Origin of the sequence: Bradyrhizobium sp. AUGA SZCCT0160 (genome assembly GCF_018130105.1) — a bacterium.
Taxonomy (GTDB): Bacteria; Pseudomonadota; Alphaproteobacteria; order Rhizobiales; family Xanthobacteraceae; genus Bradyrhizobium.
Genome location: NZ_JAFCMD010000001.1, coordinates 277018 through 302300, shown reverse-complemented (window position 1 = coordinate 302300; position 25283 = coordinate 277018). Strand labels below are relative to the sequence as shown.

Here is a 25283-nt window from a genome sequence, read left to right as displayed (position 1 = left end):
ACATGCGTTCGCTCTGGCTTCAGGTGGCCGCCGTCACAGCCATCAACCTCAGGAGCATAGCGCAGCGGCGCTGGCTCTCGCTCTCGACGGTGATCGCGATCGCATTGGTGGTGATCGTCCTGCTCGCGTTCCTGGCGATGGCCAACGGGTTCCAGCGCACCATCGCGGGATCCGGAGCCGATGACATCGCAATCGTGCTGCGGGCCGGCTCGCAGGCCGAAATCAACAGTACCGTGAGCCGCGATCAGGTACGGCTGATCGAGGACGGTCCCGGCATCGCGCGCGGCAGCGACGGCAAGCCCCTGATCTCGCCGGAGCTCTATCTGGTGGTCGACGGCATCAAACGCTCGACCGGGACCAAGGCCAACTTGCCGCTGCGCGGGATCGGGGAACAGGGCGCCGCGCTGCGCAACGGCATCACCGTCACCGCAGGCCGCATGTTCAACCGGGGCAGCAACGAGGTGGTGGTCGGCAAGGCCCTGCTGCGGGAATTCGAGGGATTCGACCTCGGCAGCACCGTGGCTTTCGGCGCCACGCGCTGGACCGTGGTCGGCGTGTTCGACGCCGGCGGCAGCGTGTTCGAATCCGAGATTTGGGCCGATCTCAACGTGGTGCAGAGCCTGTTCAATCGCAACAATATCGTCCAGATCGTGCGCGCGCGCCTCACCGGGCCGGCCGCCCTCAATGAGCTCAAAACCTATAGCGACAACGATCCGCGGCTGAAGCTCGATGTCAAATCCGAAGCAGCTTACTTCGCGGAACAGGCCTCGCAGACCTCCGATTTGATTCAGAAACTTGGCTGGCCGCTGGCGATCGCGATGGCGCTGGGCGCGGTCGCCGGCGCGCTCAACACGATGTATTCGTCGGTTGCCAGCCGCGCGACGGAAATCGCAACGCTGCGCGCCATCGGCTTCGGTGGTTTTCCTGCGTTCGTCGGGACGCTCGCCGAATCGCTGGTGCTCGCCGTCATAGGCGGCTTGCTCGGCGCCGCCGCCACTTATCTGATTTTCGACGGCGTCACGGCGTCCACCCTTGGCGGGAACTTCACCCAGGTGGTGTTCGACTTCAAGCTCAGTCCCCGGCTGATCGCCGAGGGGGTTGGGCTGGCGCTGATCGTGGGCCTGATCGGCGGACTGTTTCCGGCCCTGCGGGCCGCGCGATTGCCGATCGTCGAAGGCCTGTACGCGCACTAGGGCAGCCCCATTCTTACTTTGCATGGGGTTGTTTTCGCGATTTTGTGTCGAGCCGCCGCAGCGCGAGCGGGTCGTCACGAACAAGCAATTAAATGCTTTGTGTCCAGGTGCGTCGGTGGTTCACGCCGTCACGAATTCATCGCGCCGATAGCCCTGCGCATACAGCAATGCCGTGAGATCGCCGTGATCGATCCGGGCCGCGGCGGCCGCCGCCACCGCCGGCTTGGCGTGATAGGCGACGCCGAGGCCGGCGGCCTCGATCATGCCGAGATCGTTGGCGCCGTCGCCGGTCACCAGCGTGTCGATGTCGTCGAGATCAAAGGACTCGGTGAGTTCGACCAGCGTCGCGAGTTTGGTGGCGCGGCCCAGGATCGGCTCGATGACTTCGCCCGTGAGCTTGCCGCCCGATACCTTCAATTCGTTGGCGCGGTTTTCCTGGAATCCGATCATCGCGGCGACCGCATGGGTGAACAGCGTAAAGCCGCCCGAGATCAGGCAGGTGTAGGCGCCGTTGGCGCGCATGGTCATGACCAGTTCGCGGCCGCCCGGCGTCGCCGTGATGCGCTTTTTCAGCACTTCATCGACCACGCCGACCGGCATGTCTTTCAGCAGCGCGACGCGCTCGCGCAGCGCCGGCTCGAACTCGATCTCGCCGCGCATCGCGCGCTCGGTAATGGCGGCGACGTGCGCCTTCAGTCCGGCAAAATCGGCCAGTTCGTCGATGCATTCCTGGCCGATCATGGTGGAATCCATGTCGGCGAGAAAAAGCTTCTTGCGCCGGAAGGCGGTAGGCTGCACCACAATGTCGATCGGCAGGTCGCCGCGCGCCCGGCGCAGGCGCGCTTCGATCGCCTTGATATCCTCGCTGCCCGTGAAGGGGATATCGACCGCGACTTCGTCGAACAGCCATTGAGCCGTGCCGGGCGAGGGCAGGACGGCCAGCGCGCCGTCGACGATGGTGGAGTCGAGCGCGGGGTTGACGGGATTGCAGATGAGCGTGGCGACGAGGGACATGCAGGCGAATTCGCGTTTGGGGAATAAGGCCGTGCTTATCGCAGGGCCGACCGCCAGCGGCAAGTCGGCGCTGGCCCTTGAGCTGGCGCAAAAAACCGGCGGCGTCGTCATCAACACCGATTCCATGCAGGTCTATCGCGATCTCCGTGTCATCACGGCCCGCCCGACGCCCGCCGAAGAGGCGCAGGCGCCGCATTGGCTCTATGGCCATGTTGATGCCGCCGTGAATTTTTCCGCCGGCGCGTGGGTCGCGGACGCCGCCAAAATGCTGTCGGAAGCACAATCCGCAAAACGGCTGCCGATCTTCGTCGGCGGTTCCGGCCTCTATTTCAAGGCGCTGACGCGCGGCCTGTCGGCGGTGCCGCCAATCCCGGCCGAAGTGCGTGACAGCGTGCGCGCGCGGCTGGAGCGCGATGGCGTCGAAGCGCTGCACGCCGAACTGGCGCAGCGCGATCCGGTAACGGCGGAACGCCTGAAGCCGCGCGACCGCGCCCGCATCGCACGGGCACTCGAGGTGGTCGAGGCGACCGGCCGCGCGCTGACCGACTGGCACCGCGAAGGCCTGCCGCCGCTGCTGCCGCAAGGCGCGTTTCACGCGGTGTTTCTGGCGCCCGAGCGCGACCTGCTCTATGCCCGGATCGATGCGCGGTTCGATGCGATGCTGGCAGCAGGCGCATTGGAGGAGGTGGCCGCGCTCGCCGCCCGACACCTCGACCCGCTGCTGCCGGCGATGAAGGCCCATGGCGTGCCGGGGCTGATCCGGCATTTGAGGGGCGAGATCAGCCAAGCGGAGGCCGCCGAGACCGGCCGCGCCGACACCCGCCACTACGCCAAGCGGCAGTTTACCTGGTTCCGGCACCAATTGCCGGAATTTGAGTGGGTGGCGCCAGGGGCGGCGCGGGGGTGGGTCGACCAGATCCCTGTCTAGGTCGTCATGGCCGGGCTTGCCCCGGCCACCCACGTCTTTGCCGCAAGGAGGCAAGACCTGGATGACGAGGAGTGGTTTGCATGGCAGGGAACAGCAAATTCGCACTCGCCGAACGGCCGGAACCCCGTTACACTGCCTTAATCGGGCTGAAAGCGTCCTTCCCTTGACTTCCGGGGTCCGGTCGCTATAACCCGCGTAATCTTCGGGAAGTCTGGGCCGTCTGATGCGTAATATTATTACCAAACTCCTTATCGTAGTCGTACCCTGGCGCACCGCCCGGGATGGCTGAGGCCATCCAGTTGCAGGCGGTGTGCATAGGGCCTCTGGGGCCCTTTTTTATTTCCCAAATCCAAGCCGACGAAGCCGCGCAGACACAGCGCATCCGGAGCAAGCCAAGGAAAACGTCATGACCGACAAGAGCCACGATCCGAACCAGATGACCGGTGCCGCGATGATCGTGCGCGCGCTCATCGATCATGGCGTCCAGCATTTGTTCGGCTATCCCGGCGGTGCGGTGCTTCCGATCTATGACGAGATCTTCCAGCAGAGCGAGGTCGAGCACATCCTGGTGCGGCACGAGCAGGGCGCCGGCCACGCCGCCGAAGGCTATGCGCGCTCGACCGGCAAGCCGGGCGTCGTGCTGGTGACTTCCGGCCCCGGCGCCACCAATATGGTGACGCCGCTGACGGACGCGCTGATGGATTCGATTCCGCTGGTCTGCATCACCGGGCAGGTGCCGACGCATTTGATCGGCAATGATGCGTTCCAGGAATGCGACACCGTCGGGATCACGCGGCCCTGCACCAAGCACAATTGGCTGGTGCGCGACGTCAACGATCTCGCGAAAGTGCTGCACGAGGCGTTCTACGTCGCCACGACCGGCCGTCCCGGTCCCGTCGTGGTCGACGTGCCAAAGGACGTGCAGTTCGCGACCGGCACCTATCATCCGCCGCGCAAGTCCGACGTGCATGTTTCCTACACGCCGCGGGTCAAGGGTGATGCGACGCAGATCCGCAAGGCCGTGGCGCTGCTCGCCGGCGCAAGGCGCCCGGTGATCTATAGCGGCGGCGGCGTCATCAATTCCGGACGCGAAGCCTCGAAATTGCTGCGCGAACTGGTCGAAGTCACCGGCTTTCCGATCACGTCGACCCTGATGGGGCTCGGCGCCTATCCCGCGACCGGCAAGAATTGGCTCGGCATGCTCGGCATGCACGGTACCTATGAATCCAACATGGCGATGCATGATTGCGACGTCATGCTGTGCGTCGGCGCGCGCTTCGACGACCGCATCACCGGCCGCACCGACGCGTTCTCGCCGGGCTCGAAGAAGATCCACATCGACATCGATCCGTCCTCGATCAACAAGAACATCCACGTCGACGTGCCGATCATCGGCGACTGCGGCAACGTGCTCGGCGACCTGTTGCAGGTGTTCAAGGCGGAAGCGAAAAAACCTGATATCAAGGCGTGGTGGCAGGAGATCGCCGTATGGCGGGCGCGCAATTCGCTCGCCTACCGGAAGAACAGCGAAGTCATCCTGCCGCAGTACGCCATCGAGCGGCTGTTCGAGGCGACGCGCGGGCACGACACCTACATCACGACCGAAGTCGGTCAGCACCAGATGTGGGCGGCGCAGTTCTTCGGCTTCGAAGAGCCGCACCGCTGGATGACCTCGGGTGGCCTCGGCACCATGGGCTACGGGCTGCCGGCCGCGCTCGGCGTCCAGGTCGCGCATCCCGACAGCCTCGTGATCGATATCGCGGGCGATGCCTCGGTGCAGATGACGATGCAGGAGATGTCGACGGCGGTACAGTTTGAACTGCCGATCAAGATCTTCATTCTGAACAACCAGTACATGGGCATGGTGCGGCAGTGGCAGCAGCTGCTGCACGGCAACCGGCTGTCGCATTCCTATTCGGAGGCGCTGCCGGATTTCGTCAAGCTCGCGGACGCGTTCGGCTGCGTCGGCCTGCAGGCGATCAAGCCCGGCGATCTCGACGGTGCGCTCAAGGAAATGATCTCGATCAAGCGCCCGGTGCTGTTCGATTGCCGCGTCGCGGCGCTGGAAAATTGCTTCCCGATGATTCCGTCAGGCAAGGCGCACAATGAAATGCTGTTGCCGGCGGAAGCGACCGACGAAGCGACCGCGGCCGCCTTCGCCGGCGGCAAGGCGCTGGTGTGACGGCGATGTTTGATCTGGGGCAACTCGAGCGCGCGCACAGGATCGTCGGGGCAGCGATGCCGCCGACGCCGGCGCATGCGTGGCCGCTGCTGGCGCAGCGGCTCGGGGCTGACGTGGTCGTCAAGCACGAGAACCACACCCCGATCGGCGCCTTCAAGGTGCGGGGCGGGCTGGTCTATGTCGAGCGGCTGCAGCGCGAGCGGGCGCAGACTTCAGGAATTATCTCGGCGACCCGCGGCAATCACGGCCAGAGTCTCGCCTTCGCCGCGCGCCGTTTCGGCGTGCCGGCGACGATCTATGTGCCGCATGGCAATTCGCTCGAGAAAAACCAGTCGATGCGCGCTCTCGGCGCCAACCTCGTCGAGCATGGCGAGGATTTTCAGTCCGCCCGCGAGGAATGCGAGCGTCACGCCGAACGCGAGGGCCTCGAGCTGGTGCCGTCGTTCCACCGCGACCTCGTGATGGGCGTTGCCACCTACGCGCTGGAATTGCTGCGCGCCGCTGATGATATCGATGTCCTCTATGTGCCGATCGGGCAGGGCTCCGGCATCTGCGGCTGCATCCTGGCCCGTGATCTGCTCGGGCTAAAGACTGACATCGTCGGCGTGCAGTCGACGGAGGCGCCGTCCTATGCGCTGTCGTTCGCGGCCGGCACTATTGTGAAGACCAACAGCAGCAACACGCTGGCTGACGGCATGGCGACCCGCGTCCCCGACGCCGAGGCGCTGGCGATCATTCGCGACGGCGCCTCGCACATCGTGCAGGTGACCGACGACGAAATTGCCGATGCGGTGCGGGCCTACTGGACCGATACCCACAATCTCGCCGAGGGCGCCGGCGCTGCCGCGCTTGCTGCAGCCCTGCAGGAGAAACCGAAGCTCCGCGGCAAGCGGGTCGGGCTGATCCTGTCCGGCGGCAATATCGATTTCGATCTGTTCTGGAAATGGGTCGCCCGCAACGAAAATGTCACCGCCGCCAAGGCACTGGCGTAGCCAAGATTTGGGAACGACAATGAACCAGCCCGCATCCGCCTACTTCCTCGAAGAGCGCCACGATCCGACCGAGTCGCACACGCTCTCGGTGCTCGTGCAGAACGAGCCGGGCGTGCTCGCGCGCGTGATCGGGCTGTTCTCCGGCCGCGGCTACAACATCGAAAGCCTCACCGTCTCCGAGACCGAGAGCCAGAAACATCTCTCCCGCATCACCATCGTCACGACGGGAACGCCGATGGTGATCGAGCAGATCAAGCACCAGCTCGACCGCATGGTTCCAGTCTATCGCGTCGTCGACATGACGCTGACCGGCCGCTCGATCGAGCGCGAGCTCGCCATGGTCAAGGTGCGCGGCGGCGGCGACAACCGCGTCGAGGCGTTGCGGCTGGCGGACGCGTTCCGCGCTCGCGTGATCGACGCCACCACCGAAAGCTTCGTGTTCGAGATCACCGGCAATTCCGCCAAGGTCAGTCAATTCATCGACCTGATGCGACCGATCGGCCTTGTCGAAGTGTCGCGCACCGGCGTTGCCGCGATCGGACGCGGGCCTGAGGGGATGTGAACCATGCTGGCGCGCGACTGGTATTACAATCAACGGCGGCAACTCGGGCTCGATTCCGCGGTCGCCTCGATCTACGACCGGCATGACGACAGCGACATCCGCGCGCGCGCGGCGCTGACCATGCTTGGCGTCCAAAGCGGCTGGCGGGTGGCCGATATCGGCTGCGGCAACGGGGTATTGGCCGTCGAAGCGGCGCTGATGGGCGCCGAGGTCGATGCCATCGACATCTCGCCGGCGATGCTGGCGCTCGCCAACATCCAGGCGCGCGACCGCAAGGTCGCGGTCCGTACCCAGCCGGCGGGCATGTTGAGCTTCGCCTACCAGCCGAATTCCTACGACCTGATCGTCAGCGAGTTCACGCTGCATCATCTGCCGGATTTCTGGAAGGCGGTGGCGCTGGCGCGGATCCATGCCGCGCTGAAGCCCGGCGCGAATTTCTACCTGCGCGACATCGTCTTTGTCAGCATGCCCGACGGCGTCGATCGCGACGTCGAGGCGTGGGCGGATTTCTCGATCAAGAACCACGATTTCGAGCGCGAGAGCGTGGTCACCCATATGCGCGATGAATATTCGACCTTCGGCTGGGTGATCGAACGCATGCTGACCGATGTCGGCTTCACGCTGGAATCGGTCGATTACCACGCGCCGCTGCACGGCACGTATCTTTTGCGCAAACCGAAGCCGGACCACCAACAGAGCTAGAAAAAAATGAAACCGGCTGATGTCTGCATCGCCGTCCTGGTAGCGGTGATCTGGGGGCTTGCCTTTGTCGCAAGCCGGATCGCGCTCAACGAATTTTCGCCGGAGCTGATGACGACGCTGCGCTTTGCGATCGCCGCGCTGCCGTGCCTGTTCGTGAAGAAGCCCGATGTGTCCTGGCCATTGTTGATCGCGATCAGTTTTACGCTGTTTCTCGGCCAGTTCCTGTCCCAGGCGTTTGCCATCGCCGATGGCGTGCCGGTCGGCTTGTCCAGCGTGATCGTGCAAAGCCAGGCGCTGTTCACCATCGGCTTTGCGGCGCTGCTGTTCAGCGAACTGCCGTCACGCACGCAGACCATCGGCATCGCGATCGCCACGCTTGGTCTTTTGATGATCTGCGGCACCGTCGGCTATGATTTCAGCATCGCGGCGTTCGCCATTCTGATGATCTCGCCGCTCAGCTTTGCGGCCGGCAATCTGCTGCTGCGGCGGGCGCAGGATGTGCGGATGTTCGACCTGTTCGCGTGGCTGTGCCTCGCCGCCGCCATTCCGCTGTCCGCGCTGACGTTGGTCAGCAACGGACCGCAGCCGACCTGGCAGGCGCTCTCGCACATGTCGCTGACCGGACTCGTCTGCGTGCTGGCGCTCGGCCTGATCTCCACCAGCGTCGCCTACTGGCTGTGGGGCCGGCTGCTGCGCGATTATCCCGCAGCACAGGTGGTGCCGTTCGCGCTGCTGGTGCCGTTCGTGGGATCCGCCGCTTCCAGTGTCGTGTTCGGCGAAACCTTTGGGCCGCTGCGGCTTGCCGGCATGATCACCGTGGTCGGCGGCATCGCCATCATGCTTTTGGCGAAACGTTCGCAAACCTCATCAAAAACAGTTCTGCCAAAGATCGCGTGAGGCCACCATGTCACATTCGCTGCTGATCGCCTTCGTGCTGTTCGCCACCGTGATGTTCTTCACGCCGGGCCCGAACAACATCATGCTGCTTTCCTCGGGGCTGACTTACGGGTTCCGCCCGACCATCCCGCATATCGCCGGGATCACGGTCGGCTTTGCCTTCATGGTCGGCGCGGTCGGGCTTGGCCTTGGCACCATTTTCATCGCCTATCCGGTGCTGCAGACGATCCTGAAATATGCCGGCGTCGTTTACCTGATCTATCTTGCCGCCGCGATCGCGATGTCCGGTCCGGTTTCGGCCGACCAGGACAACCGCCGCGGGCCGATGACCTTCTGGGGCGCGGCCATGTTCCAATGGGTCAACGCCAAGGGCTGGGTCATGGTGATCGGCACCATCACGGCCTATGCGGCGATCGCGGCCTATCCCTGGAACATCGCGATCCAGGTCGTCCTGAGCCTGTTGCTGGGGGTGCTTTCGTGCACCGCCTGGGCCCTGTTCGGCAGCGCGCTGCGGCCGGTCCTGACCTCGCCGAGGGCCGTGCGGGCCTTCAATATCGTGATGGCGTTGCTGCTGCTGGCCTCGCTCTACCCGGTCTTCATGGACGCATGATGCCGCACCGCGCCATGCAGAAACGGGTTTCCCCTGAAGCGGAAAATGCTCTAGACAACGCCGGAAATTCGCGGGCGACCGGCGCTCCATCTTAACCCAAATGCCTGATTAACCGGCCCATTCTGGCCACCGATGAGGAAACGACTATGCGAGTTTACTACGATCGTGATGCCGACCTGAACCTGATCAAGGGCAAGAAAGTCGTCATCGTCGGCTACGGCAGCCAGGGCCACGCCCATGCGCTGAACCTGAAGGATTCCGGCGTCAAGGAAGTCGCCATTGCGCTGCGCAAGGGCTCGGCTTCGGCCAAGAAGGCGGAGGCCGCCGGCTTCAAGGTGATGGAAGTCGCCGAAGCCGCCAAATGGGCCGACCTCGTCATGATGCTCACCCCCGACGAACTGCAGGGCGACATCTACCGCGAGCATCTGCACGACAACATGAAGAAGGGTGCGGCGCTGGTGTTCGCGCACGGCCTCAACGTGCATTTCAACCTGCTCGACCCGCGCGCCGATCTCGACGTGCTGATGATCGCGCCGAAGGGCCCCGGCCATACCGTGCGCTCGGAATATCAGCGCGGCGGCGGCGTGCCCTGCCTGATCGCGATTTCAAAGGACGTTTCCGGCAATGCCCATGACCTCGGCCTCAGCTACGCCTCGGCGATCGGCGGCGGCCGCGCCGGCATCATCGAGACCACGTTCAAGGAAGAGTGCGAGACCGATTTGTTCGGTGAGCAGGTGGTGCTCTGCGGCGGCCTGGTCGAACTGATCAAGGGCGGCTACGAGACGCTGGTGGAAGCCGGCTACGCGCCGGAGATGGCCTATTTCGAGTGCCTGCACGAAGTGAAGCTGATCGTCGACCTGATCTATGAAGGCGGCATCGCCAACATGAACTACTCGATCTCCAACACCGCCGAATACGGCGAATACGTCACCGGCCCGCGCATCGTGACCGCCGAAACCAAGGCCGAGATGAAGCGCGTGCTGGCCGACATCCAGGGCGGCAAGTTCGCCCGCGACTGGATGCTGGAGAACAAGGTCAACCAGACCTCGTTCAAGGCCACCCGCGCCAAGCTCGCCGAGCATCCGATCGAGGAAGTCGGCGCCAAGCTCCGCGACATGATGCCGTGGATCAAGAAGGGCGCGCTGGTCGACAAGACGAAGAACTGATCGATCTGTTGGATCGGAATGGAATCGGGCCGCGCATTGCGCGGCCCTTTTTCATTCATGGGATCGTAGGGTGGGCAAAGCGAAGCGTGCCCACCATTAGGATTTCGGTTTAGATGGTGGGCACGGCGCAAGAGCGCCTTTGCCCACCCTACAGACCGGCGTCGCCTCGGGCACGCGCCGCACCAGATTGGGCATCGTGCGGCTGCTTCTCGATCCGGTTGTGCAACTGCCAGAAGCGCACGGTGCGCTGGGCGGTTTCCATCGACAGTTTCCTGTAGTCCCGCTCGGCAACGGCCAACGTCTGTTCGTCGATCTTCAGCTTCACCGGGCGGTTGCGCAGGATGCTCTCGACCGTCGGCCAGTTCAGCCGGGCCGACCGGCAGGGAATCAGGATGAGGTCGGAGCGGGGCCCTTCGATCAGGCGGGCCATCATTTCGGCCGGCACGTCGTTGAGGACCGCGAGCGAGACCATGACCTCGTCGAATTTTTTGCTCTCGGCGAAACCATAGACCGCCGCGTCGTCCAGCTCTTTCAATTCCATCATCAGCCTGACCAGTTCTTCGGCCACGCGAAAGTCGCGTCCGGACGGAGGTCCCTCGCGCACGATGTCTTCGATCACCCGCCGGATCTCTTCCTGGAGCGCGGGGGGCGCAAGGGCCAACAGCCGGGTGCGAACGGCGTCCTTGGCGCGGCGCAGCAGGTCGCGCAGGAACTTGACGGGAAGATCGAGGCGCAGGCCGAGGATCTCGACCAGTTCGTCGTCAGATTCGGAATGGGCCACCATGCCGGAATAGCCGGCTTCGGAGAACCGCGCGGTTGCGTTCTTCGCCAGCCTGCGAATGACCTTGGTTTGGCCGCGATCGACGATCACGTCGGTGACAGCCTCCGGCAAATTGTCGCGCGCCGAAATTGCGAGCAGATGGTCCTGCCCCTTGCTGCTGGCGATCTCGACCAGCGCTTCGACGCTGATGCAGCTGGAATGGGTGAGCACCTCGCCAGCGACCGCGATTTCATCGTCCCATGCGAGGTATTGAATGACCTCGAACGGCGCATAGTCGAGCGGTGCCAGCCGCTTGCTGAGCTCGGTTCTCGCCCGTGTCTCGACGCGAGCGATCAAAAGGCAGAGCACGTCGTCAAACACCTTGACCTGGTCTTCGCTGAGGCGTTCGCCGTCATTGAGGAAGAGATCGGTGACCTGACGCAGGGTTTCGACGCGTCGGGCTGGCGATCCACCCCTTACGGCATCTTCGAGTTCGGCGATAATCGAGTGAGCCGGCTGTTGCGCCATTGTGGCGGCCTGTTTGTTGTTTCAACTTCAGCACGCACAATGGCGAGCGCGGTCTTTCGCGAGCGTTAAGGCGAAAGCCCGTAGAAATGCGGAACGACAGCACTGAAAACAGGCAATTGCGAAATTCGCAACCATTGTCGCGAATTCGCCGCAGAACATTGTCCGCTTTGCATTCCCGATTGCTTTACCACGCACGCGACGCTGCATGCCGTTATATTGCGCCGTGATCAGCGCCTAACCGCCGACATTCGCATGATTTGCGCCGTTTCCGGTGTTTTCACCGGCGGCTATCCTCCCCAGGCCTCTGCGGAAAAACGCGCAGGCGAAGCGCTCCGACAACAGGCCATCAAGCCCTGGTCCGCCGTCGAGCAGGCGGTCCATGCGCGCGCGGCGCTAAGAATTTTTTCACGATGAATTCTGTTAACGCTGCCGGACTGCGTTCCTCAACCCCTCCTGCAAGAACGGGAGCGCACGCACCCCGGCGTGACGGGAATTTTGGCCGCCGCCGCCGCGCATTGCACTTCTCTCGATCCGGATTACATCAACCCCGCCTCACGGAGGGGAGACAATCATGAGATCCGTCGTCATTACCGGTGCATCCACCGGGATCGGCTGGGCTGCCGCGAAACTGCTGCTCGATCGTGGCTTTCGCGTGTTCGGCAGTGTGCGCAAGCAGGCCGACGCGGACCGCCTCAGGGCTGAGTTCGGCGACAATTTCGCGCCGCTTCGGTTCGACGTCACCGACGAGGCCGCGGTGCTGGCCGCCGCGCGCGAGGTGCGCAGCCAATTGAATGGCGAAACGCTCGCGGGCCTCGTCAACAATGCCGGCATCGCGGTGGCGGGTCCCGTGCTTGAACTCGCGGCCGACGAATTCCGCCGCCAGATGGAGGTCAATGTGATCGGGCCGGTTATCGCGACGCAGGCGTTCGGCCCGCTGCTCGGCGCCGATCCGGCACTGAAGGGACCAAAGGGACGCGTCATCATGATCTCCTCGGTCTCGGGGAAAAATGGCGTCCCGATGACGTCGGCCTATGCTGCCTCCAAGCACGCGATCGAGGGACTGTCGGAGAGCCTGCGCCGCGAATTGATGCTGTTCGGGATCGACGTCATCATCATCGCGCCCGGCGCGGTAAAAACGCCGATCTGGAGCAAGGCCGAGGAAGTCGACATATCCGGCTACAAGAACTCGCCGTTCTTTCCATCGTTGCAGAAGGTCCGCGCCTACATGCTGCAGCTTGGTTCGATCGGATTGCCCGCGGAGAAAATCGCCGCGAAGATCTTCGACGCGCTGACGCTGCCAAATCCCAAGGTCCGCTATTCGATCGTGCCCGATCCGCTTCAGGTGCTGGCGGCGGCGCTGCTGCCCAAGCGTACCGTCGACAAGATCATCGCCAGGCGCCTCGGCCTGACGCCGCAGGCATGACGACGCGGTGACAGAAACAATCGGCAAGACCAACGCGGAACTGACCGAACTCGTCAACGAGGCGCTTGGCGATCAACCGGGATGCGAAACGGCGCGCATCACCGGTCTTCAACCGGTGCCGGGCGTCCGCGGCGGCCGCAACTGGGAAATCCCGAGCGTCGCGCTCGGCGACAGCCTGATCAGCGACGTCGATCGCGCCGTGATCACGATTCATCGCCGATTGGGCCGCACGTTTCATCTGATCTGATATCGCCGTACAAGCGCGCAGGCGGTGCGGCCGTCATCCCGCCTGCACCGTGCGCGGCGTTCGCGCTGCGGCCATGCTGATCATCCGCAAGGCAAACACCGCCAGCAGCGGGATCAGGAACAGCGCGTATAGCGGCATGTCGGGAATTCGCTTGCCGAACGAGACCGCGAACTGAAACAGCAGATAATAACCGCCGATCAGATGCAGCCTGCGCCAGGCGCTCGCGCCGAGGGCCTTGGCTGACCGATCGAATGACGTTGCCGTCATCGCGATGATGACGGCATAGCCGATGCCACCGAAAATGTAGGAGGCGGGCGAGGTCGCGGCCGCATAGCCCGCGGGATCCATCATTGCGAAGGCGGCGATCGCAATCGCATGAATGCCGTGCGAGGCAGCGAAGGTCACGCCGAGGTAACGGCGGTTGCGGCGCTGCCATCGCGTCCAGGCATTGGGCCAGAGCCGCGCCAGCGCGGCGGCGCTGAAGGCGAGACAAAAGAGCAGCAGTGAGGTCCGCGCCGTGAAGCGGATCACCATGCGCACGCCATCGACCTCGAATTGCTGCATGCCGGCGATCCAGACGCTAAGCGCGAGCAGGGTCAGCCCCAGCACGGCCAACAGCCGCCAGCCTTCGAACCAGTTTTGACGACTTTCCGACATCGCGCGCTCCCCTGCAAGTAAATGTAATCACCAGTTACATATGCGCGTCACGCATCGTCAATCCGTGTAATCGATGCTTACATTCACAAGGGGGTGATGTTAGGAGAGACGATGCGTTCCTCGGCCAAGCCTCCGTCCGCCAAACTGCCGGCTAGGCCGCGCCGCCCCGCGGCGCGCGCGCCGGCGCCAAAGCCCTATCATCATGGCGATCTGCGCCGGGTCCTGATCGACGCCGCGCTGCAACTGGTCGGCGAGGGCGGTCCTGACGCGGTCAGTGTCCGCGAGGCCGCCCGCCGCGCCGGGGTGTCGCCGGGGGCGCCGTTCCGGCATTTTCCCAGCCGCGACGCCCTGATGAACGCGGTCGCCGAGGAGGCGCAGCGCAGGTTCCGGGCCGAGATCGAAGCGGCGCTGGCCGAGGCACCGGCCAACAATCCTTTGGGCCGGTTCCGCTGCCTGGGGCTTGCTTACCTGCGCTGGGCGATGAAGAACCCGACCCATTTCGAGATCATTTCCAGCCGCCGTTTTTTTGATCATGACAAGACGGCCTGCGTCTCGCAGGACAATGCCGAACTGATCGACCTTGCCGAACGCACGCTGGCGGAGGCGTTTGCACAGGGGCAATTGCGCTCGGCGGACCTGAAACAGGTGCAGATCGCCGGCCGGGCGCTGGTCTATGGCTTCGCCCGGATGAATATCGACGGTCATTTTCCGCGCTGGGGCGTCGCCGGCGCGGATGCCGAGCGAACCGCGGAAGCTATCCTAGACCTCTTCATCGAAGGTATCGCCAAAGTTCCTAGCAAATCCGCTTGATGCGTTTGAGGAGCTTTCCGCCGCACGTCACGCAGCAAGCCGGAACCGGCAATCTCGCCGGGCGTTGACAAGGCGCGGCAAGGCGTTCCGCCACCGTTCGCTGCTGCACAATTTAAAGACTGCATCCTGAACCGGGAGGACGCCCGTGGTCAGAGAAGGTTCTGCGCAACCCGCACCACCGCCAAAAGAAGCCTATCCCGCCGACAAGGCGCGGGGCGCCGAGGTGATCCTCAATACGCCGCTGAGGAAGTGGATCTTCTTTGGCGGGCTTATCGGCGCGATTCTGCTGGTGCTCGTCCTGAGCCTTGTTCGCTTGGGAAGCGGCTAACGGAGGCTGCCATGAAACGAAGCCTGTTCTGCGCTGTCTTCGTGCTGACCCTGAACGGTGCCGGTCTCGCCCAGCCGGCGCGAAACGGCCCCGCATTCTACATCGTTCTGAACTCGCTGACGAAGACCTGCACGGTGGTCGACAAGACCCCTCGCACCGACACACCCAACATCACGGTGGCCAGCGACACGATCTACAAAACGCGAGCCGAGGCGGAAACCGCGGTCAAGACGCTGAAGCCATGCAACCAATAGAGCGGCATCCGCAACGCATCAGTCCGCCGGTTACTTCTTGAGAGGCCCGAGCAGCCTTTCGTAATGCGTCTTGACCGAAACCGTAGCATTCGCAGGCACTCGCCTGCAGTGCTTCTGCATCCACGATCTGGATCTTGCCGCGGGCATATTTGATCAGACCCGTCTCCTGCAATGTCCTGGCCACCGCGGTCACACTCGTTCGTCTGACACCCAGCATCTCACCGAGATATTCCTGCGTGAACGGCAGGTAGTCACTATCTGGTGCGTGGCAAAACATGCCGCGGATTGCTGGGCCTGGGCGTAGACCGTTTGTTCGTGCCGCATGAGCAGGGCAAGCAGTTTCGGGCTTTGCATGGCGACCGATTTCAGGGCTTCGATGTCGCATACGACAATTTCACCGCTGAGCTGAATGATGCCGCGGCTCACCGCGATCTTCCCGTCAAGCGCTGCGGAAGCACCCACCACACCGTCCTTGCCGATCATGGCCGCTTCGACCATTTCGCCGGTCGAAAGCGTGATCACGAGCGACACCACGGCGCTGGTCGGAAAGTAGACATGGCGGATTCGCTGGTCCGCCTCGAACAACACCCGGTGCTGGTCGAATTGTGCGGCCTTCAAATGCGGACCGAGAAGTTTCATGTCGGACGGCGGGAAAAGGCTGAGCAATTGATTGTTCATGAAATGCGCTCCTGCTGACAGGCGGGAGCGCGAACTACTCTCAGCTATCGGTGCCTTCGCGGGATATCCGATAATTGCCGGACGGTACGTTAACTACCGGACATAGTAAGGAAATAATCCCACTATGTCGGATAGCGGACAGACGCCCGAGCTCATTCAGCGAACGATCCGGACAGGATTGCAACAGGCTCGGGAACCTCCCTTTAGGATGCCGCTTGGCGCGCCGGGACGAGCAGGGCCCTATCAAACTCAGCCGGCGAGATATGCATGAAGGAAGGATCATGTCCAAAGTGCCGGACGTCCCCCTTTCCTCGATCGAACGGCCGTGCTGCGGCAGGTGCCTCACCCGGATGATGCTGGCCCGATTAGCGCCTCTGCCTGACGGGTCGGAGGAGCGGACTTTCGAATGCCCGAAATGCAACGCGATCGAGACCATGACGGTTGCCGACCCGCTGAAATCGGAAGCCGTTGCGCGGCTGACGACCAATGTCCGGCCGCCGGTTTGACGAAGACCTGAGCTTGACGGAGATCGCGATCCGGGTCGCGGGCGCCTCGGCGTGGACCGTCGTGATCGCCGTCTCGATATTCTTCGCGATCCTGTTTTTCTTCGGGGCGGGCTGACGTTTTCCGTGGCTGACGGTCTGGCTTGGCTCAGGTCTTCGGTGGCCGGCCCCGCTTCGCAAACAGCATGCCCTGTATGTCCACGGCGTTTTGCAGAATGCCGGCGCGTTTCATCGCTTCGGTGCGCTCCGGGCCGGGGGCCATGGTGCGGGCTGCTTCAAGCGCGGCCAGCGCTTCGGTTTCGAGATCGAGCTTGGGGCGGGGATTCTTGATCGGTCTGGCCATGGATCTAACGCTTCGGCTGGGTCTTGGTCGGATTATCGAAGACCGGGCCTGGCGCGGCTTCCTGCGGGGGCAACCGTCCCGGCTCGTGAACTGTCCCATCCACGGCCGTCGTATCCAACGGGTCGATCGCCTCGATCCTGGTTTCGGCATGGGCACACTTCGGGCATTGATAATTTCGATGCTCGAAACCTTCCGGTCCCGCTGACACGGCAACCGTCAGCATCCGCGTTTTGCAGTCTGGGCAGCGCGGACGGTGGATGGCAGCAGCTCTGGATCAGCTCTGGTCCTCAGCATGCCAAAAAATACCGCCGACCGAAAACGCTTGTCTGTCGGATACCTGACCAAAAAGTCACGAAAATCAGGTTTCGCCCGTGACGGTCCTCCGCCTTTGGTAGGGAGCTGGCCTGAAGTCAGCGGCGTGGGCCGACGTCCTGCCGGATTCACTAAAGCTTTGCGTTGCAACGGCAAATTCATTGCCTGTTCATGACGTTTACACTACGTTTTCATGACACGATCCAGGTTCCGGCTGCGTCGTGCGTCTCCTGGCCGTCGCCAGCCAAGGCATTTGCATTGTGCCGGGTAGTGTTGCGTCCCGCCCATGGCGCCCGCGCCAAACCCAGGTTCCTCTGCCACCGCTGCGGTTACCGCCGGCATTGCCGCGATCGGCATTTGGCGGCTGTTGGCCGTCGCCGCACCGCATATGGCCGCGCTGGCGATCATGCTGCAGACCGAGGCCGATTTCGGCTCGCGCCTGTGCTTCGCGCTGTCGTGGGGCATCCTGAACTTGCTGTTCATCGCCCTGCTGCGCCGGCCCGCGCTGTCGGGCGCGCTGTCGCTGACTCTGGTGGTGGTGCTGGTGCTGCTGTCGCGCCTCAAGCACGACGTGGTGCAAATGACCGCGAACTTCGTCGATCTGATGGTGATCGATCGCGACAGTGCGGCATTCCTGTTTACGATCTTTCCGAACCTGCGCTGGTCGGTGATCTCGGCGGGCCTTGTGACGATCCCGCTGATGTATGCGCTGTGGTGGCTCGATCCGTTCCGGATTCGCCGGTTGCCGGCGCTGGCGGGAATGCTCGCCTGCCTTGCCGCGCTCACCGGATACGCCTTTGCCTGGCCGGAAGATGCCTGGCGCGGCTACTATCCCGACGGCTATCTGTCCAAATTCGCCCGTTCCGGAGTTACCGCGGTCTCGGATTTCGTCAACTACGGCTTCATGGAGTCCGATGCCGTCGCCGCCGGTCGCCTCAAGCTGCCGCTGGTGGATTCATGCGCCCCGGCGGGGCGGCGGCCGCACATCATCATGGTCCATGATGAGTCGAGCTTCGACATTCGCCAGGCACAGGGCGTCAAGGTTCCGGCGGGCTACGGCAGCCATTTCGACTCCTTCGACGGCAAGGCGCGCAAGTTTGTGGCCGAAAGCAGCGGCGGGGCGAGCTGGTTCACCGAATACAATGTGCTGGCCGGGCTTTCGTCGCGCTCGTTCGGCCGCTTTTCCTACTTCGTGACCCGTATCGCAGCGGGCCGCGTCGAGCGCGGCTTGCCGCTCGCGCTGCGCCGCTGCGGTTACAGCACGACCTCGCTCTACCCCGCCCACGGCGCGTTCATGAGCGCCCGCGGCTTCCACACCACCACCGGCATCCAGAAATTCTACGATGCACGCGATCTCGGCGCCAAGGGCATCGAGCCCGACAGCTTCTTCTATGACAAGGCGCTGAACCTGCTGTCGCAGAACGCAGCATTGAACCCGCAGTTCATTTTCGTCTATCTCGCCGCCAATCATTTCCCATGGGAGACGCCGTTTCGTGCGGACCTGACGCCATCCTGGTCGAAGCCCGGCAACGCGCCCGCGGTCGATGAATATGTGCGGCGGCAGACCATGAGCGCCAACGACTATTCGGCGTTCGTCGCCGGCTTGAAGAAGAAATTCCCGGCGCAGCCATTCCTGATCGTGCGCTATGGCGACCATCAGCCCGAATTCTCGTCGCATGTTCTCGATCCCGGGATTGACGAGACCGCCGCCGGCAAGAAATTCGAGAGTTACGATCCACGCTATTTCACCACCTATTATGCGATCGATGCCATCAACTTCGAACCGGTCAAGAGCCCTGCGGTGATGGAGACCGTCGACGCGGCCTATCTGCCGCTGGTGGTCCAGGAGGCCGCCGGCATCCCGCTCGATCCCTCCTTTTCGGAGCAGAAGAGCATCATGCTGCGCTGCAAGGGCGTGTTCTATGCTTGCAAGGGCGGCGCGGAAGCCCGACGCTTCAACCGGCTCCTGATCGACGCCGGTTACGTGAAAAACCTCTAGCAACAAGGGAGGGCAGCATTCCAGCCTCCGCCAAACCTGCAGCAAGCCGGACCGGCGATACGGCATCGCGCGGGGTCTGGTTCTATGCCGGCGTCGGCGTGGTCGCCGCGTTGCATCTGGCGGCCCTGGCTGTCCTGTTCAGCACGGAATACGGATTCGTTGGGATCACGCTCGCGCTGCTGGCGTGGGTTTTTGTGAATTGCCTGTTGCTGCTGGTGCTGCGGCGGCCCGGCGTCGCCGCGGCGCTGGCGCTGGTTTTGGTGGTGCTGCTGATCGTGCTGTCGCGCTTCAAGTTCGACATTCTGCAGCTATCTCTGACCTTCCTCGATTTCCTGATCGTCGATCGCGATACGCTTTCGTTCCTGCTCTCGGTGTTTCCACAGCTGCGGACGCAGCTGATCGTGGCGGCGGTGATTGCCGTTCCACTGCTGTGGGCGATCTGGCGCGCCGATCCGCTTCGTGCAGCTCGCGGCCCGGTGCTGGCGGTTCTTGCCGCCACGACCGTGTCGATGTCGGCGATATCGGTCGCTGCGCCCGAGCAGCCCTGGGAGCCGTTCCAGGGCATCAATCATATTTCCAACCTCGCGCGCTCGGGCGTGGTCGCGGTGTCGCGGCTGGCCTCGACCGGATGGATCGAGGCCGATCCGCCGGCGAGCGGTTCGCTTGGCCTGGCCCCGGGAGCGCACGCCACAGCCCGGCCGGCGCTGCCGCCAGACGAAAAATGCGATACCACTGCCAAGCGCCCGCACATCATCATGCTGCTCGACGAGTCGAGTTTCGACATCACCGCAGCACCCGGCGTCAAGGTTCCGCCAGGCTATTCCGACTACTTCAAGTCCGCTGACGGCAAGCGACGGACCATGATCGCGGAGGCGACGGGCGGCCCGACCTGGTACACCGAGTTCAATGTGCTGACCGGCATGTCGGCGAAATCGTTCGGCGATCTGAAGTTCTACGTCACGAGGATCACCGCGAACCGCATCGAGCGTGGCCTGCCGCAAGCGCTGCAGCGCTGCGGCTACAGGACCGTCTCGCTCTATCCGACCTATGGCGACTTCCTCAGCGCGCGGGCGTTCCAGAAGGGTGTCGGCGTCGAGCGCTTTATCGACATGGCCGACATGGGCGTCGATGAGGACATGCAGCCCGACAAGTTCTACTTCGATCAGGCCTTGAAGGCGTTTGCTGACGAGCAAGCGTCGCAGTCGCCGGTCTTCATGTTCGTGTATCTCACGGCCAATCATTTTCCCTGGACCAGCGTCTACCGGCCCGATCTGACGCCGGACTGGAAGCCGCCGGGAAATACGCCGGAGATCGACGAGTATATTCGCCGCCAGAGCATGACGGCAAAGGACTACCGCGATTTCACCGAACGGCTGGCGCGCGACTATCCGGACCAGTCGTTCCTGGTGCTGCGCTTCGGCGATCATCAACCGGCAATCTCGCAGAAACTGCTCGAGCCCGGCATCGACCGGAAACTGCTGGGGCAACGTCTGATGAGCGCGGATCCGCGCTACTTCTCGACCTACTATGCGCTGGATGGAATCAACTTCCAGCCGCCGGATCTGTCGTCGGCCCTCGCAACCCTCGATGCCGCCTACATTCCGCTCGTCATCCAGGACGCGGCCGGCGTTCCGCTCGATCCGTCGTTCAGGGAGCAGAAGAGCATCATGGTGCGCTGCAAGGGCGTGTTCTATGCCTGCAAGGACGGCGCCGAAGCCAGGCGGTTCAACCGCCTGCTGATCGACGCCGGGCTGGTGCGGGGGCTGTAATCTGAACGCTCCGTGTCCCGGACGCGGTGCAGCGTTCTTTACGCTGCTCCGCAGAGCCGGGACCCATGGCGATAAGCGCGATTAGAGTCGTGGGCCCCGGCTCTGCAGCGCACCGCAAGCGCTCTGCGCTGCGTCCGGGGCGCGGAGACCCTGGCGAAACTTCTCACGTTCGTGGCAGCGCTGTTCATTTCTTCTTCACGGCGGCAAGTATCCGGTCGGCTTCCACGCGCCAGTCGGGGCTCCGGGCAAACGCGTCCGTACCTTTCGAGCCGAACAGGCCTTCGTCGGCGAGATCGGCGATAAAGGCCTGGCGTTCGGCGGTGCCTTCCGCCGACCATGGCGTGAGCCCGGCCTCGCGCACGGTTTCAGCCACCTCGCGACCTCCTCGCTTCGGCGGCGGCCATGCTCGATCACGCGCTGGAAGAAATAGGCGCCCTGTTTTTCCCAGTCGATGCCGGGAAAGGTCTCTGTGAGCGACGTCAGCACCGCGTCCTCGACGCCATAGGCGCGCGCGGTGGTAAAACTCTCGATCACCATCGCTTCCAGGCCCTTGATCATCACGCTGCGGCACATCTTGACCGCCGACGCGACGCCCAATTCCCGGCTTGCCACCTTGGCGTCGAAGCCGAGTTGCTCCAGCAACGGCGCGAGCGCCTCGGCACCGGAGCCGCCGAGCAGCAAGGGCACCTTGATGCGGTACGGCGGGATCGAGGTCATCACGGCGCCTTCGACATAGCGGCCGCCCTTGCCGTCGATCAGGCCGGCGGCGCGCTGCTTGGCGCCCGGCGATGCCGAATTGAAATCGAGGAACCAGACGTCCCGCCTCACGGCCGGCGCGCAAGCCTGTGCGACCGGGACAGCCTGGCTCGCGGTGACGGCGGAAACGATGAAATCGGCACTCGCGGCGAGATCGGCATGGGACGCCGCAAGCGCGACGCCATGCGCGAAAGCATGATCGCGCAAGGCGGAGCCTGTCTGATCGCTGCGCAGCTTGATATCGTAGGCCGCGACCTTCACGTCCTGTTTGTGCAGGTCCTCGGCGAGAATGCGACCCACCTCGCCATAGCCGACGAGGCCTACGTTCCACTGTCTTGGGTCGGTCGATACAACGGTCATTTGAGACATTCTCCTGACTAAGGCTTCAATACGGCTGCAAAGAACGCAATCGCGCGCGCGATCGCGTCGCGGGTCGCGGACGCATTGGCGGCGTCGCTCTGGCGCGAGGGACTGGGATCGTCGAAACCATGCGCCGCATCGGGATAGAGCTGGAACTGGATGTCGCCGCCGATCGCGCGGCTCTTGGCGACGAAATCGGCGCAGCGCCGCGGCGAGACTTCCTCGTCGGCCGATCCATGCAACACGCGCACCGGCGCGTAGGGTTTGATGCCGTCGGCGAACTGCCCTTTCAGGCCGCAGCCGGGGTAGAATGCCAGGGCGGCCCGGAAGCCGGTTGCGGGCGTCGGCGCTGTGATACCCGGCGCGGATGCTGACATCGTGGCGAGTGTGGCGCTGCCGCCGTTGGACCAGCCCTGCAGCGCGACCCGATCGGCGATCACGTCGTTGCGTGTCCGCAGGTAAGCCAGTGCGCCATAGGCGTCGAGCGGGCGAATGGTGATTTCATTCAATTCATCCGGCCGGGAATCGTAGCTGAAACGGGGAAAACCGGTTGGATAGCCGCGAGGACCAAAACCATCGACCAGGACGGAGAGATAGCCTTGCCGGGCCCAGATGTGTCCCCATTGCTGGTTGCGTTTGGAAAGCGTCGAGGCGTCGTATTTGCCGTTGGCGGCCGAGGAATAGACGCCGGCGCGGCCATGCATCATCACCACCGCCGGCATGCGCGCCGCATGCGACCCTTCCGGCCTGAACACATAACCAACCAGCGTCGTCCGTCCGTCGGCGCTAGCAAAGGTGACGCGCGCGGGTAGGGATGCTGCGGTGGCAACGGTCGTTCCGGATATCAGTACCGACATCGCAGCGATACCCACGGCAGGCAGTACGAGCGAGCGCGAAAAATTCACGGCGCGGTTCCATGTGAGCCGGAACACCTTAGCGCAGGTCACCTATTTCGTCCCGATCTTCTCCCACAGCCACTTCGCCACCGCATCGGGCGATGAAGTCGCGTCGTTGCCCGAGGCGCGCAGATTGGCCTCGCGCATCACGGCGATATCGATCTTGCCGAGCAGCGGCTGCAGCGCTGCCCGCAACGCCGCATCGCCGACGCGCTTGGGGGCGAGCAGCACCATCGCATCATAAGGCGGGATCGCGTGCCTGGGATCGGCGAGCACCACCAGATCGTATTTCGCGATCAGTCCGTCGCTGGTGTAACCCGCGATTACATCGACTTCGCCGGAAGCTGCCGCCGCATACATGAAGTCTGGCTGCATCTGCCGCTGCGCGCGGAACGACAGCCCATAGGCCTTTTTCAGCCCGGCCCATTCCGGCCTTGAAAAGAACTCGTAGTCCGCGGCCATCGACATTCCGGCCGCGTGCGGCGCCAGATCGGCGATGCTGCGGATGCCGAGTTGCTCGGCCCGTTTGCGCGGCATCACCAGCGCATAGGCGTTCTCAAAACCGAGTTCGCCGAGCAGCGTGATGTTCTGCTTGGCGAGCATGGTCTTTAGTTCGTCGAGCACCTCCTGGCGCGGCCTGATATCGCTGCGCTGGAACTGATTGGCCCACAGCGTGCCGGAATAATCGACATAGAGGTCGATATCGTTGGCGGCCAGCGCCCCGAAGATCACGTTCGAGCCGAGGCCTTCGCGCGAACTGGCGGAGAGACCGGCGGCCCTCAGCCGCTGCGCCATCAGCGCCGACAGAACATACTGTTCGGCAAAGGTCTTGGCGCCGATGACATAGTTGGTTTGCGAGCGCGTCATGGTGGGCACCAGCGTCGCCGCGACCAGCACCGCGATGCCGGCGCCGCCAAGCATGGCGCGCACGCGGCTGCGGTTGCGCAAGCCGTTCTCGATCAGCGCCAGCAATTGATCGACGGTCAGCGCGAGCACTGCGGCCGACAGGCAGCCGAACAGCACGAACACCCAGTTCTGGGTCTGCAACCCCGCGAAGATGTAGTTGCCGAGGCTGGTCTGGCCGATCGGCGTCGACAGCGTCGCGGTGCCGATCACCCAGACCGCCGCGGTGCGGATGCCCGCCATCATGACCGGCAATGCCAGCGGCAGTTCCACCGTGAACAGCGACTGCCGCGGCGTCATGCCGACGCCCTGTGCGGCTTCGAGGATCGCGGCATCGACGCCCTGCAGGCCGGTGATGGTGTTGCGCAGCACCGGCAGCATCGAATACAGCGCCAGCGCCAGCACGGCGGGGAGGAAGCCGAAGGCGGAAAATCCAAATCCGAACCACGACAGCGACACCGCCGCGAGCGCCAGCAGCAACGGATAGAACAGCGCCAGCAGCGCCAGCCCCGGTACGGTCTGCACGATGCTGGCAAGCCCGAGCAGCGCGCCGCGCAGTGCTCGACGATTGCGTGCCGCAATCGCGAGGGGCAGGCTGACCGCGAGCCCCAACGCCAGCGCGGTCAAGCTGACGCGGACATGGTTGCCGAGATAATCGGGCAGATGCCCGAGCGCCTCGCTCCAGCGCGGATCGGCGAACAGGTTCATGCCGCGCCATCCCGCGGCAGCAGCGCGCCGAGCCGTTCCGCCTGCCGCCGCGGCGTGCGCAGCAACTCGCCGACGTAAGCGTCGCCGCTATCAGAGAGATCGGCGGGCGTGCCTTGGGCCAGAAGCCGTCCGCCGCGCATGATAGCGATGCGGTCGGCGAGCAGAATGGCCTCGGTCATGTCATGGGTGATCATGACCGTGGTCAGCCCGAGCCTGCGGTGCAATTCGCGATAATCGTCGCCGAGCGCGTCGCGGGTGAGGGGATCGAGCGCGCCGAACGGTTCGTCCATCAGCACGATGCGCGGTTTCGCCGCAAGGGCCCGCGCCACGCCGACGCGCTGGCGCTGGCCGCCGGACAATTCATGCGGCAGCCGGTCGCGATGCTGCGCGCGGTCGAGCCGCACCAGATCGAGCAGTTCATCGACCCGCGCCGCGATTTCGTCCGCAGGCCAGCCGAGCAGCTTTGGTGTGATGCCGATATTGCCGGCTACGGAAAGATGCGGAAACAGCCCTCCGCTCTGGAACACGTAGCCGATCCGCCGCCGCAGCAGAATCGGATCGGCATTGCAGACGTCTTCGCCTTCTACAGTAATGGTGCCGCTGTCGGCCTCGATCAGCCGGTTGGCCAGCCGCAGCAGCGTGGTCTTGCCTGACCCGGAGCCGCCGACAACGGCGAGGAACTCACCCTCGGCGACATCGAGCGAGACGTCGTCGACCGCCACCACGCGGCCCGCGCCCCGGCCACCGTCGAAGGTCTTGCCGACATGGGCGTAGGAGATGAGGGACGCGGCGGGCATTCGGCG

Annotated in this window: 27 protein-coding genes and 1 pseudogene; 18 read left to right on the top strand and 10 right to left on the bottom strand. The window is 63.9% G+C overall.

The annotated features are described in order from the left end of the window. Window positions 1–2 precede the first annotated feature (2 nt). On the top strand, window positions 3–1193 hold the full coding sequence (locus JQ558_RS01505; RefSeq protein WP_212206986.1) for an ABC transporter permease: 1191 nt from the start codon (window positions 3–5) through the stop codon (window positions 1191–1193). A 120-nt stretch (window positions 1194–1313) separates the two neighbouring features. Here the strand turns inward: JQ558_RS01505 and serB are convergent, their stop codons facing one another. Beyond that, entirely contained in the window at window positions 1314–2207 is an 894-nt protein-coding gene (gene serB / locus JQ558_RS01500; protein ID WP_212292640.1) for a phosphoserine phosphatase SerB, read from the bottom strand. Between serB and miaA the strand changes: the two genes are divergently transcribed. From miaA to ilvC, 8 genes are all read left to right on the top strand, one after another. After that, window positions 2206–3135 (top strand): tRNA (adenosine(37)-N6)-dimethylallyltransferase MiaA, encoded by a 930-nt coding sequence (miaA, locus tag JQ558_RS01495; RefSeq protein WP_212292877.1) that lies wholly within the window; start codon window positions 2206–2208, stop codon window positions 3133–3135. The genes serB and miaA overlap by 2 nt on opposite strands. 406 nt (window positions 3136–3541) lie before the next feature. Beyond that, the gene (locus tag JQ558_RS01490) at window positions 3542–5317 is read left to right on the top strand and encodes an acetolactate synthase 3 large subunit (RefSeq protein ID WP_212206988.1); all 1776 of its coding nucleotides are present in this window, start codon (window positions 3542–3544) and stop codon (window positions 5315–5317) included. Between the two features lie 5 nt (window positions 5318–5322). Beyond that, the gene (locus JQ558_RS01485; protein ID WP_212271898.1) at window positions 5323–6309 is read left to right on the top strand and encodes a threonine dehydratase; all 987 of its coding nucleotides are present in this window, start codon (window positions 5323–5325) and stop codon (window positions 6307–6309) included. A gap of 19 nt (window positions 6310–6328) precedes the next feature. Continuing rightward, on the top strand, window positions 6329–6871 hold the full coding sequence (gene ilvN / locus JQ558_RS01480; protein WP_192737977.1) for an acetolactate synthase small subunit: 543 nt from the start codon (window positions 6329–6331) through the stop codon (window positions 6869–6871). Window positions 6872–6874: 3 nt separating this feature from the next. Then, window positions 6875–7573 carry a class I SAM-dependent methyltransferase gene (locus JQ558_RS01475; RefSeq protein ID WP_212206989.1) on the top strand — a complete coding sequence of 233 codons (699 nt, stop codon included), beginning with the start codon at window positions 6875–6877 and terminating at the stop codon, window positions 7571–7573. A 6-nt stretch (window positions 7574–7579) separates the two neighbouring features. Beyond that, window positions 7580–8470 carry an EamA family transporter gene (locus JQ558_RS01470; RefSeq protein ID WP_212271897.1) on the top strand — a complete coding sequence of 297 codons (891 nt, stop codon included), beginning with the start codon at window positions 7580–7582 and terminating at the stop codon, window positions 8468–8470. A 7-nt stretch (window positions 8471–8477) separates the two neighbouring features. Continuing rightward, a complete protein-coding gene (locus JQ558_RS01465) occupies window positions 8478–9080 on the top strand; it encodes a LysE family translocator (protein ID WP_212206991.1) in 603 nt (200 codons plus the stop codon). Between the two features lie 146 nt (window positions 9081–9226). Further along, on the top strand, window positions 9227–10246 hold the full coding sequence (gene ilvC, locus JQ558_RS01460; RefSeq protein ID WP_192737974.1) for a ketol-acid reductoisomerase: 1020 nt from the start codon (window positions 9227–9229) through the stop codon (window positions 10244–10246). Window positions 10247–10394: 148 nt separating this feature from the next. Here the strand turns inward: ilvC and JQ558_RS01455 are convergent, their stop codons facing one another. Then, window positions 10395–11192, bottom strand: coding sequence for a DUF2336 domain-containing protein (locus JQ558_RS01455; RefSeq protein WP_312014955.1), 798 nt, complete (start codon window positions 11190–11192; stop codon window positions 10395–10397). Here JQ558_RS01455 and JQ558_RS37055 point away from each other — a divergent pair. The 3 genes from JQ558_RS37055 to JQ558_RS01445 all read left to right on the top strand — a co-directional run bounded on the left by JQ558_RS37055 (window position 11097) and on the right by JQ558_RS01445 (window position 13204). Then, a complete protein-coding gene (locus JQ558_RS37055; protein ID WP_249142329.1) occupies window positions 11097–11603 on the top strand; it encodes a hypothetical protein in 507 nt (168 codons plus the stop codon). The genes JQ558_RS01455 and JQ558_RS37055 overlap by 96 nt on opposite strands. Before the next feature lie 502 nt (window positions 11604–12105). Next, a complete protein-coding gene (locus JQ558_RS01450; RefSeq protein WP_212292638.1) occupies window positions 12106–12957 on the top strand; it encodes an SDR family oxidoreductase in 852 nt (283 codons plus the stop codon). Between the two features lie 7 nt (window positions 12958–12964). After that, a complete protein-coding gene (locus tag JQ558_RS01445; protein ID WP_212206994.1) occupies window positions 12965–13204 on the top strand; it encodes a hypothetical protein in 240 nt (79 codons plus the stop codon). Between the two features lie 33 nt (window positions 13205–13237). On the opposite strand, the gene JQ558_RS01440 is transcribed toward JQ558_RS01445, so the two are convergent. Beyond that, the gene (locus JQ558_RS01440) at window positions 13238–13861 is read right to left on the bottom strand and encodes a ferric reductase-like transmembrane domain-containing protein (protein WP_212292637.1); all 624 of its coding nucleotides are present in this window, start codon (window positions 13859–13861) and stop codon (window positions 13238–13240) included. A gap of 111 nt (window positions 13862–13972) precedes the next feature. Between JQ558_RS01440 and JQ558_RS01435 the strand changes: the two genes are divergently transcribed. From JQ558_RS01435 to JQ558_RS01425, 3 genes are all read left to right on the top strand, one after another. After that, window positions 13973–14671, top strand: coding sequence for a TetR/AcrR family transcriptional regulator (locus JQ558_RS01435; RefSeq protein WP_212292636.1), 699 nt, complete (start codon window positions 13973–13975; stop codon window positions 14669–14671). Between the two features lie 145 nt (window positions 14672–14816). Further along, entirely contained in the window at window positions 14817–14999 is a 183-nt protein-coding gene (locus JQ558_RS01430; RefSeq protein WP_212271892.1) for a hypothetical protein, read from the top strand. An 11-nt stretch (window positions 15000–15010) separates the two neighbouring features. Then, window positions 15011–15253 (top strand): hypothetical protein, encoded by a 243-nt coding sequence (locus JQ558_RS01425; protein WP_212271891.1) that lies wholly within the window; start codon window positions 15011–15013, stop codon window positions 15251–15253. On the opposite strand, the gene JQ558_RS37050 is transcribed toward JQ558_RS01425, so the two are convergent. Together JQ558_RS37050 and JQ558_RS01420 are read right to left on the bottom strand one after the other, a co-directional pair. Further along, a complete protein-coding gene (locus JQ558_RS37050) occupies window positions 15225–15470 on the bottom strand; it encodes a helix-turn-helix domain-containing protein (RefSeq protein ID WP_249142274.1) in 246 nt (81 codons plus the stop codon). The genes JQ558_RS01425 and JQ558_RS37050 overlap by 29 nt on opposite strands. After that, entirely contained in the window at window positions 15443–15931 is a 489-nt protein-coding gene (locus JQ558_RS01420) for a Crp/Fnr family transcriptional regulator (protein WP_249142273.1), read from the bottom strand. Before JQ558_RS01420 ends, JQ558_RS37050 begins: the two co-directional genes overlap by 28 nt. 281 nt (window positions 15932–16212) lie before the next feature. Between JQ558_RS01420 and JQ558_RS01415 the strand changes: the two genes are divergently transcribed. Next, complete coding sequence (locus tag JQ558_RS01415) at window positions 16213–16437, top strand: response regulator (protein ID WP_212271889.1); 225 nt, start codon at window positions 16213–16215, stop codon at window positions 16435–16437. A gap of 145 nt (window positions 16438–16582) precedes the next feature. Here JQ558_RS01415 and JQ558_RS01410 read toward each other — a convergent pair whose 3' ends face one another. Beyond that, the gene (locus JQ558_RS01410; RefSeq protein ID WP_212271888.1) at window positions 16583–16777 is read right to left on the bottom strand and encodes a hypothetical protein; all 195 of its coding nucleotides are present in this window, start codon (window positions 16775–16777) and stop codon (window positions 16583–16585) included. A 598-nt stretch (window positions 16778–17375) separates the two neighbouring features. Here JQ558_RS01410 and JQ558_RS01405 point away from each other — a divergent pair. Next, window positions 17376–19088 carry a sulfatase-like hydrolase/transferase gene (locus tag JQ558_RS01405; RefSeq protein ID WP_212292635.1) on the top strand — a complete coding sequence of 571 codons (1713 nt, stop codon included), beginning with the start codon at window positions 17376–17378 and terminating at the stop codon, window positions 19086–19088. Between the two features lie 98 nt (window positions 19089–19186). Further along, window positions 19187–20857 carry a sulfatase-like hydrolase/transferase gene (locus tag JQ558_RS01400; RefSeq protein WP_312014938.1) on the top strand — a complete coding sequence of 557 codons (1671 nt, stop codon included), beginning with the start codon at window positions 19187–19189 and terminating at the stop codon, window positions 20855–20857. Between the two features lie 184 nt (window positions 20858–21041). Here the strand turns inward: JQ558_RS01400 and JQ558_RS01395 are convergent. The 4 genes and pseudogenes from JQ558_RS01395 to JQ558_RS01380 form a co-directional block, all read right to left on the bottom strand. After that, a pseudogene (locus JQ558_RS01395) lies at window positions 21042–21973 on the bottom strand (DUF1932 domain-containing protein). Window positions 21974–21990: 17 nt separating this feature from the next. Beyond that, entirely contained in the window at window positions 21991–22878 is an 888-nt protein-coding gene (locus JQ558_RS01390; protein WP_212271885.1) for a dienelactone hydrolase family protein, read from the bottom strand. A gap of 42 nt (window positions 22879–22920) precedes the next feature. Continuing rightward, on the bottom strand, window positions 22921–24480 hold the full coding sequence (locus JQ558_RS01385; protein ID WP_212292634.1) for an ABC transporter permease/substrate-binding protein: 1560 nt from the start codon (window positions 24478–24480) through the stop codon (window positions 22921–22923). Beyond that, window positions 24477–25277: an ATP-binding cassette domain-containing protein gene (locus JQ558_RS01380; RefSeq protein ID WP_212292633.1), complete on the bottom strand. Its 801-nt coding sequence runs from the start codon at window positions 25275–25277 to the stop codon at window positions 24477–24479. The genes JQ558_RS01385 and JQ558_RS01380 overlap by 4 nt, the downstream gene beginning before the upstream one ends. Window positions 25278–25283 lie beyond the last annotated feature (6 nt).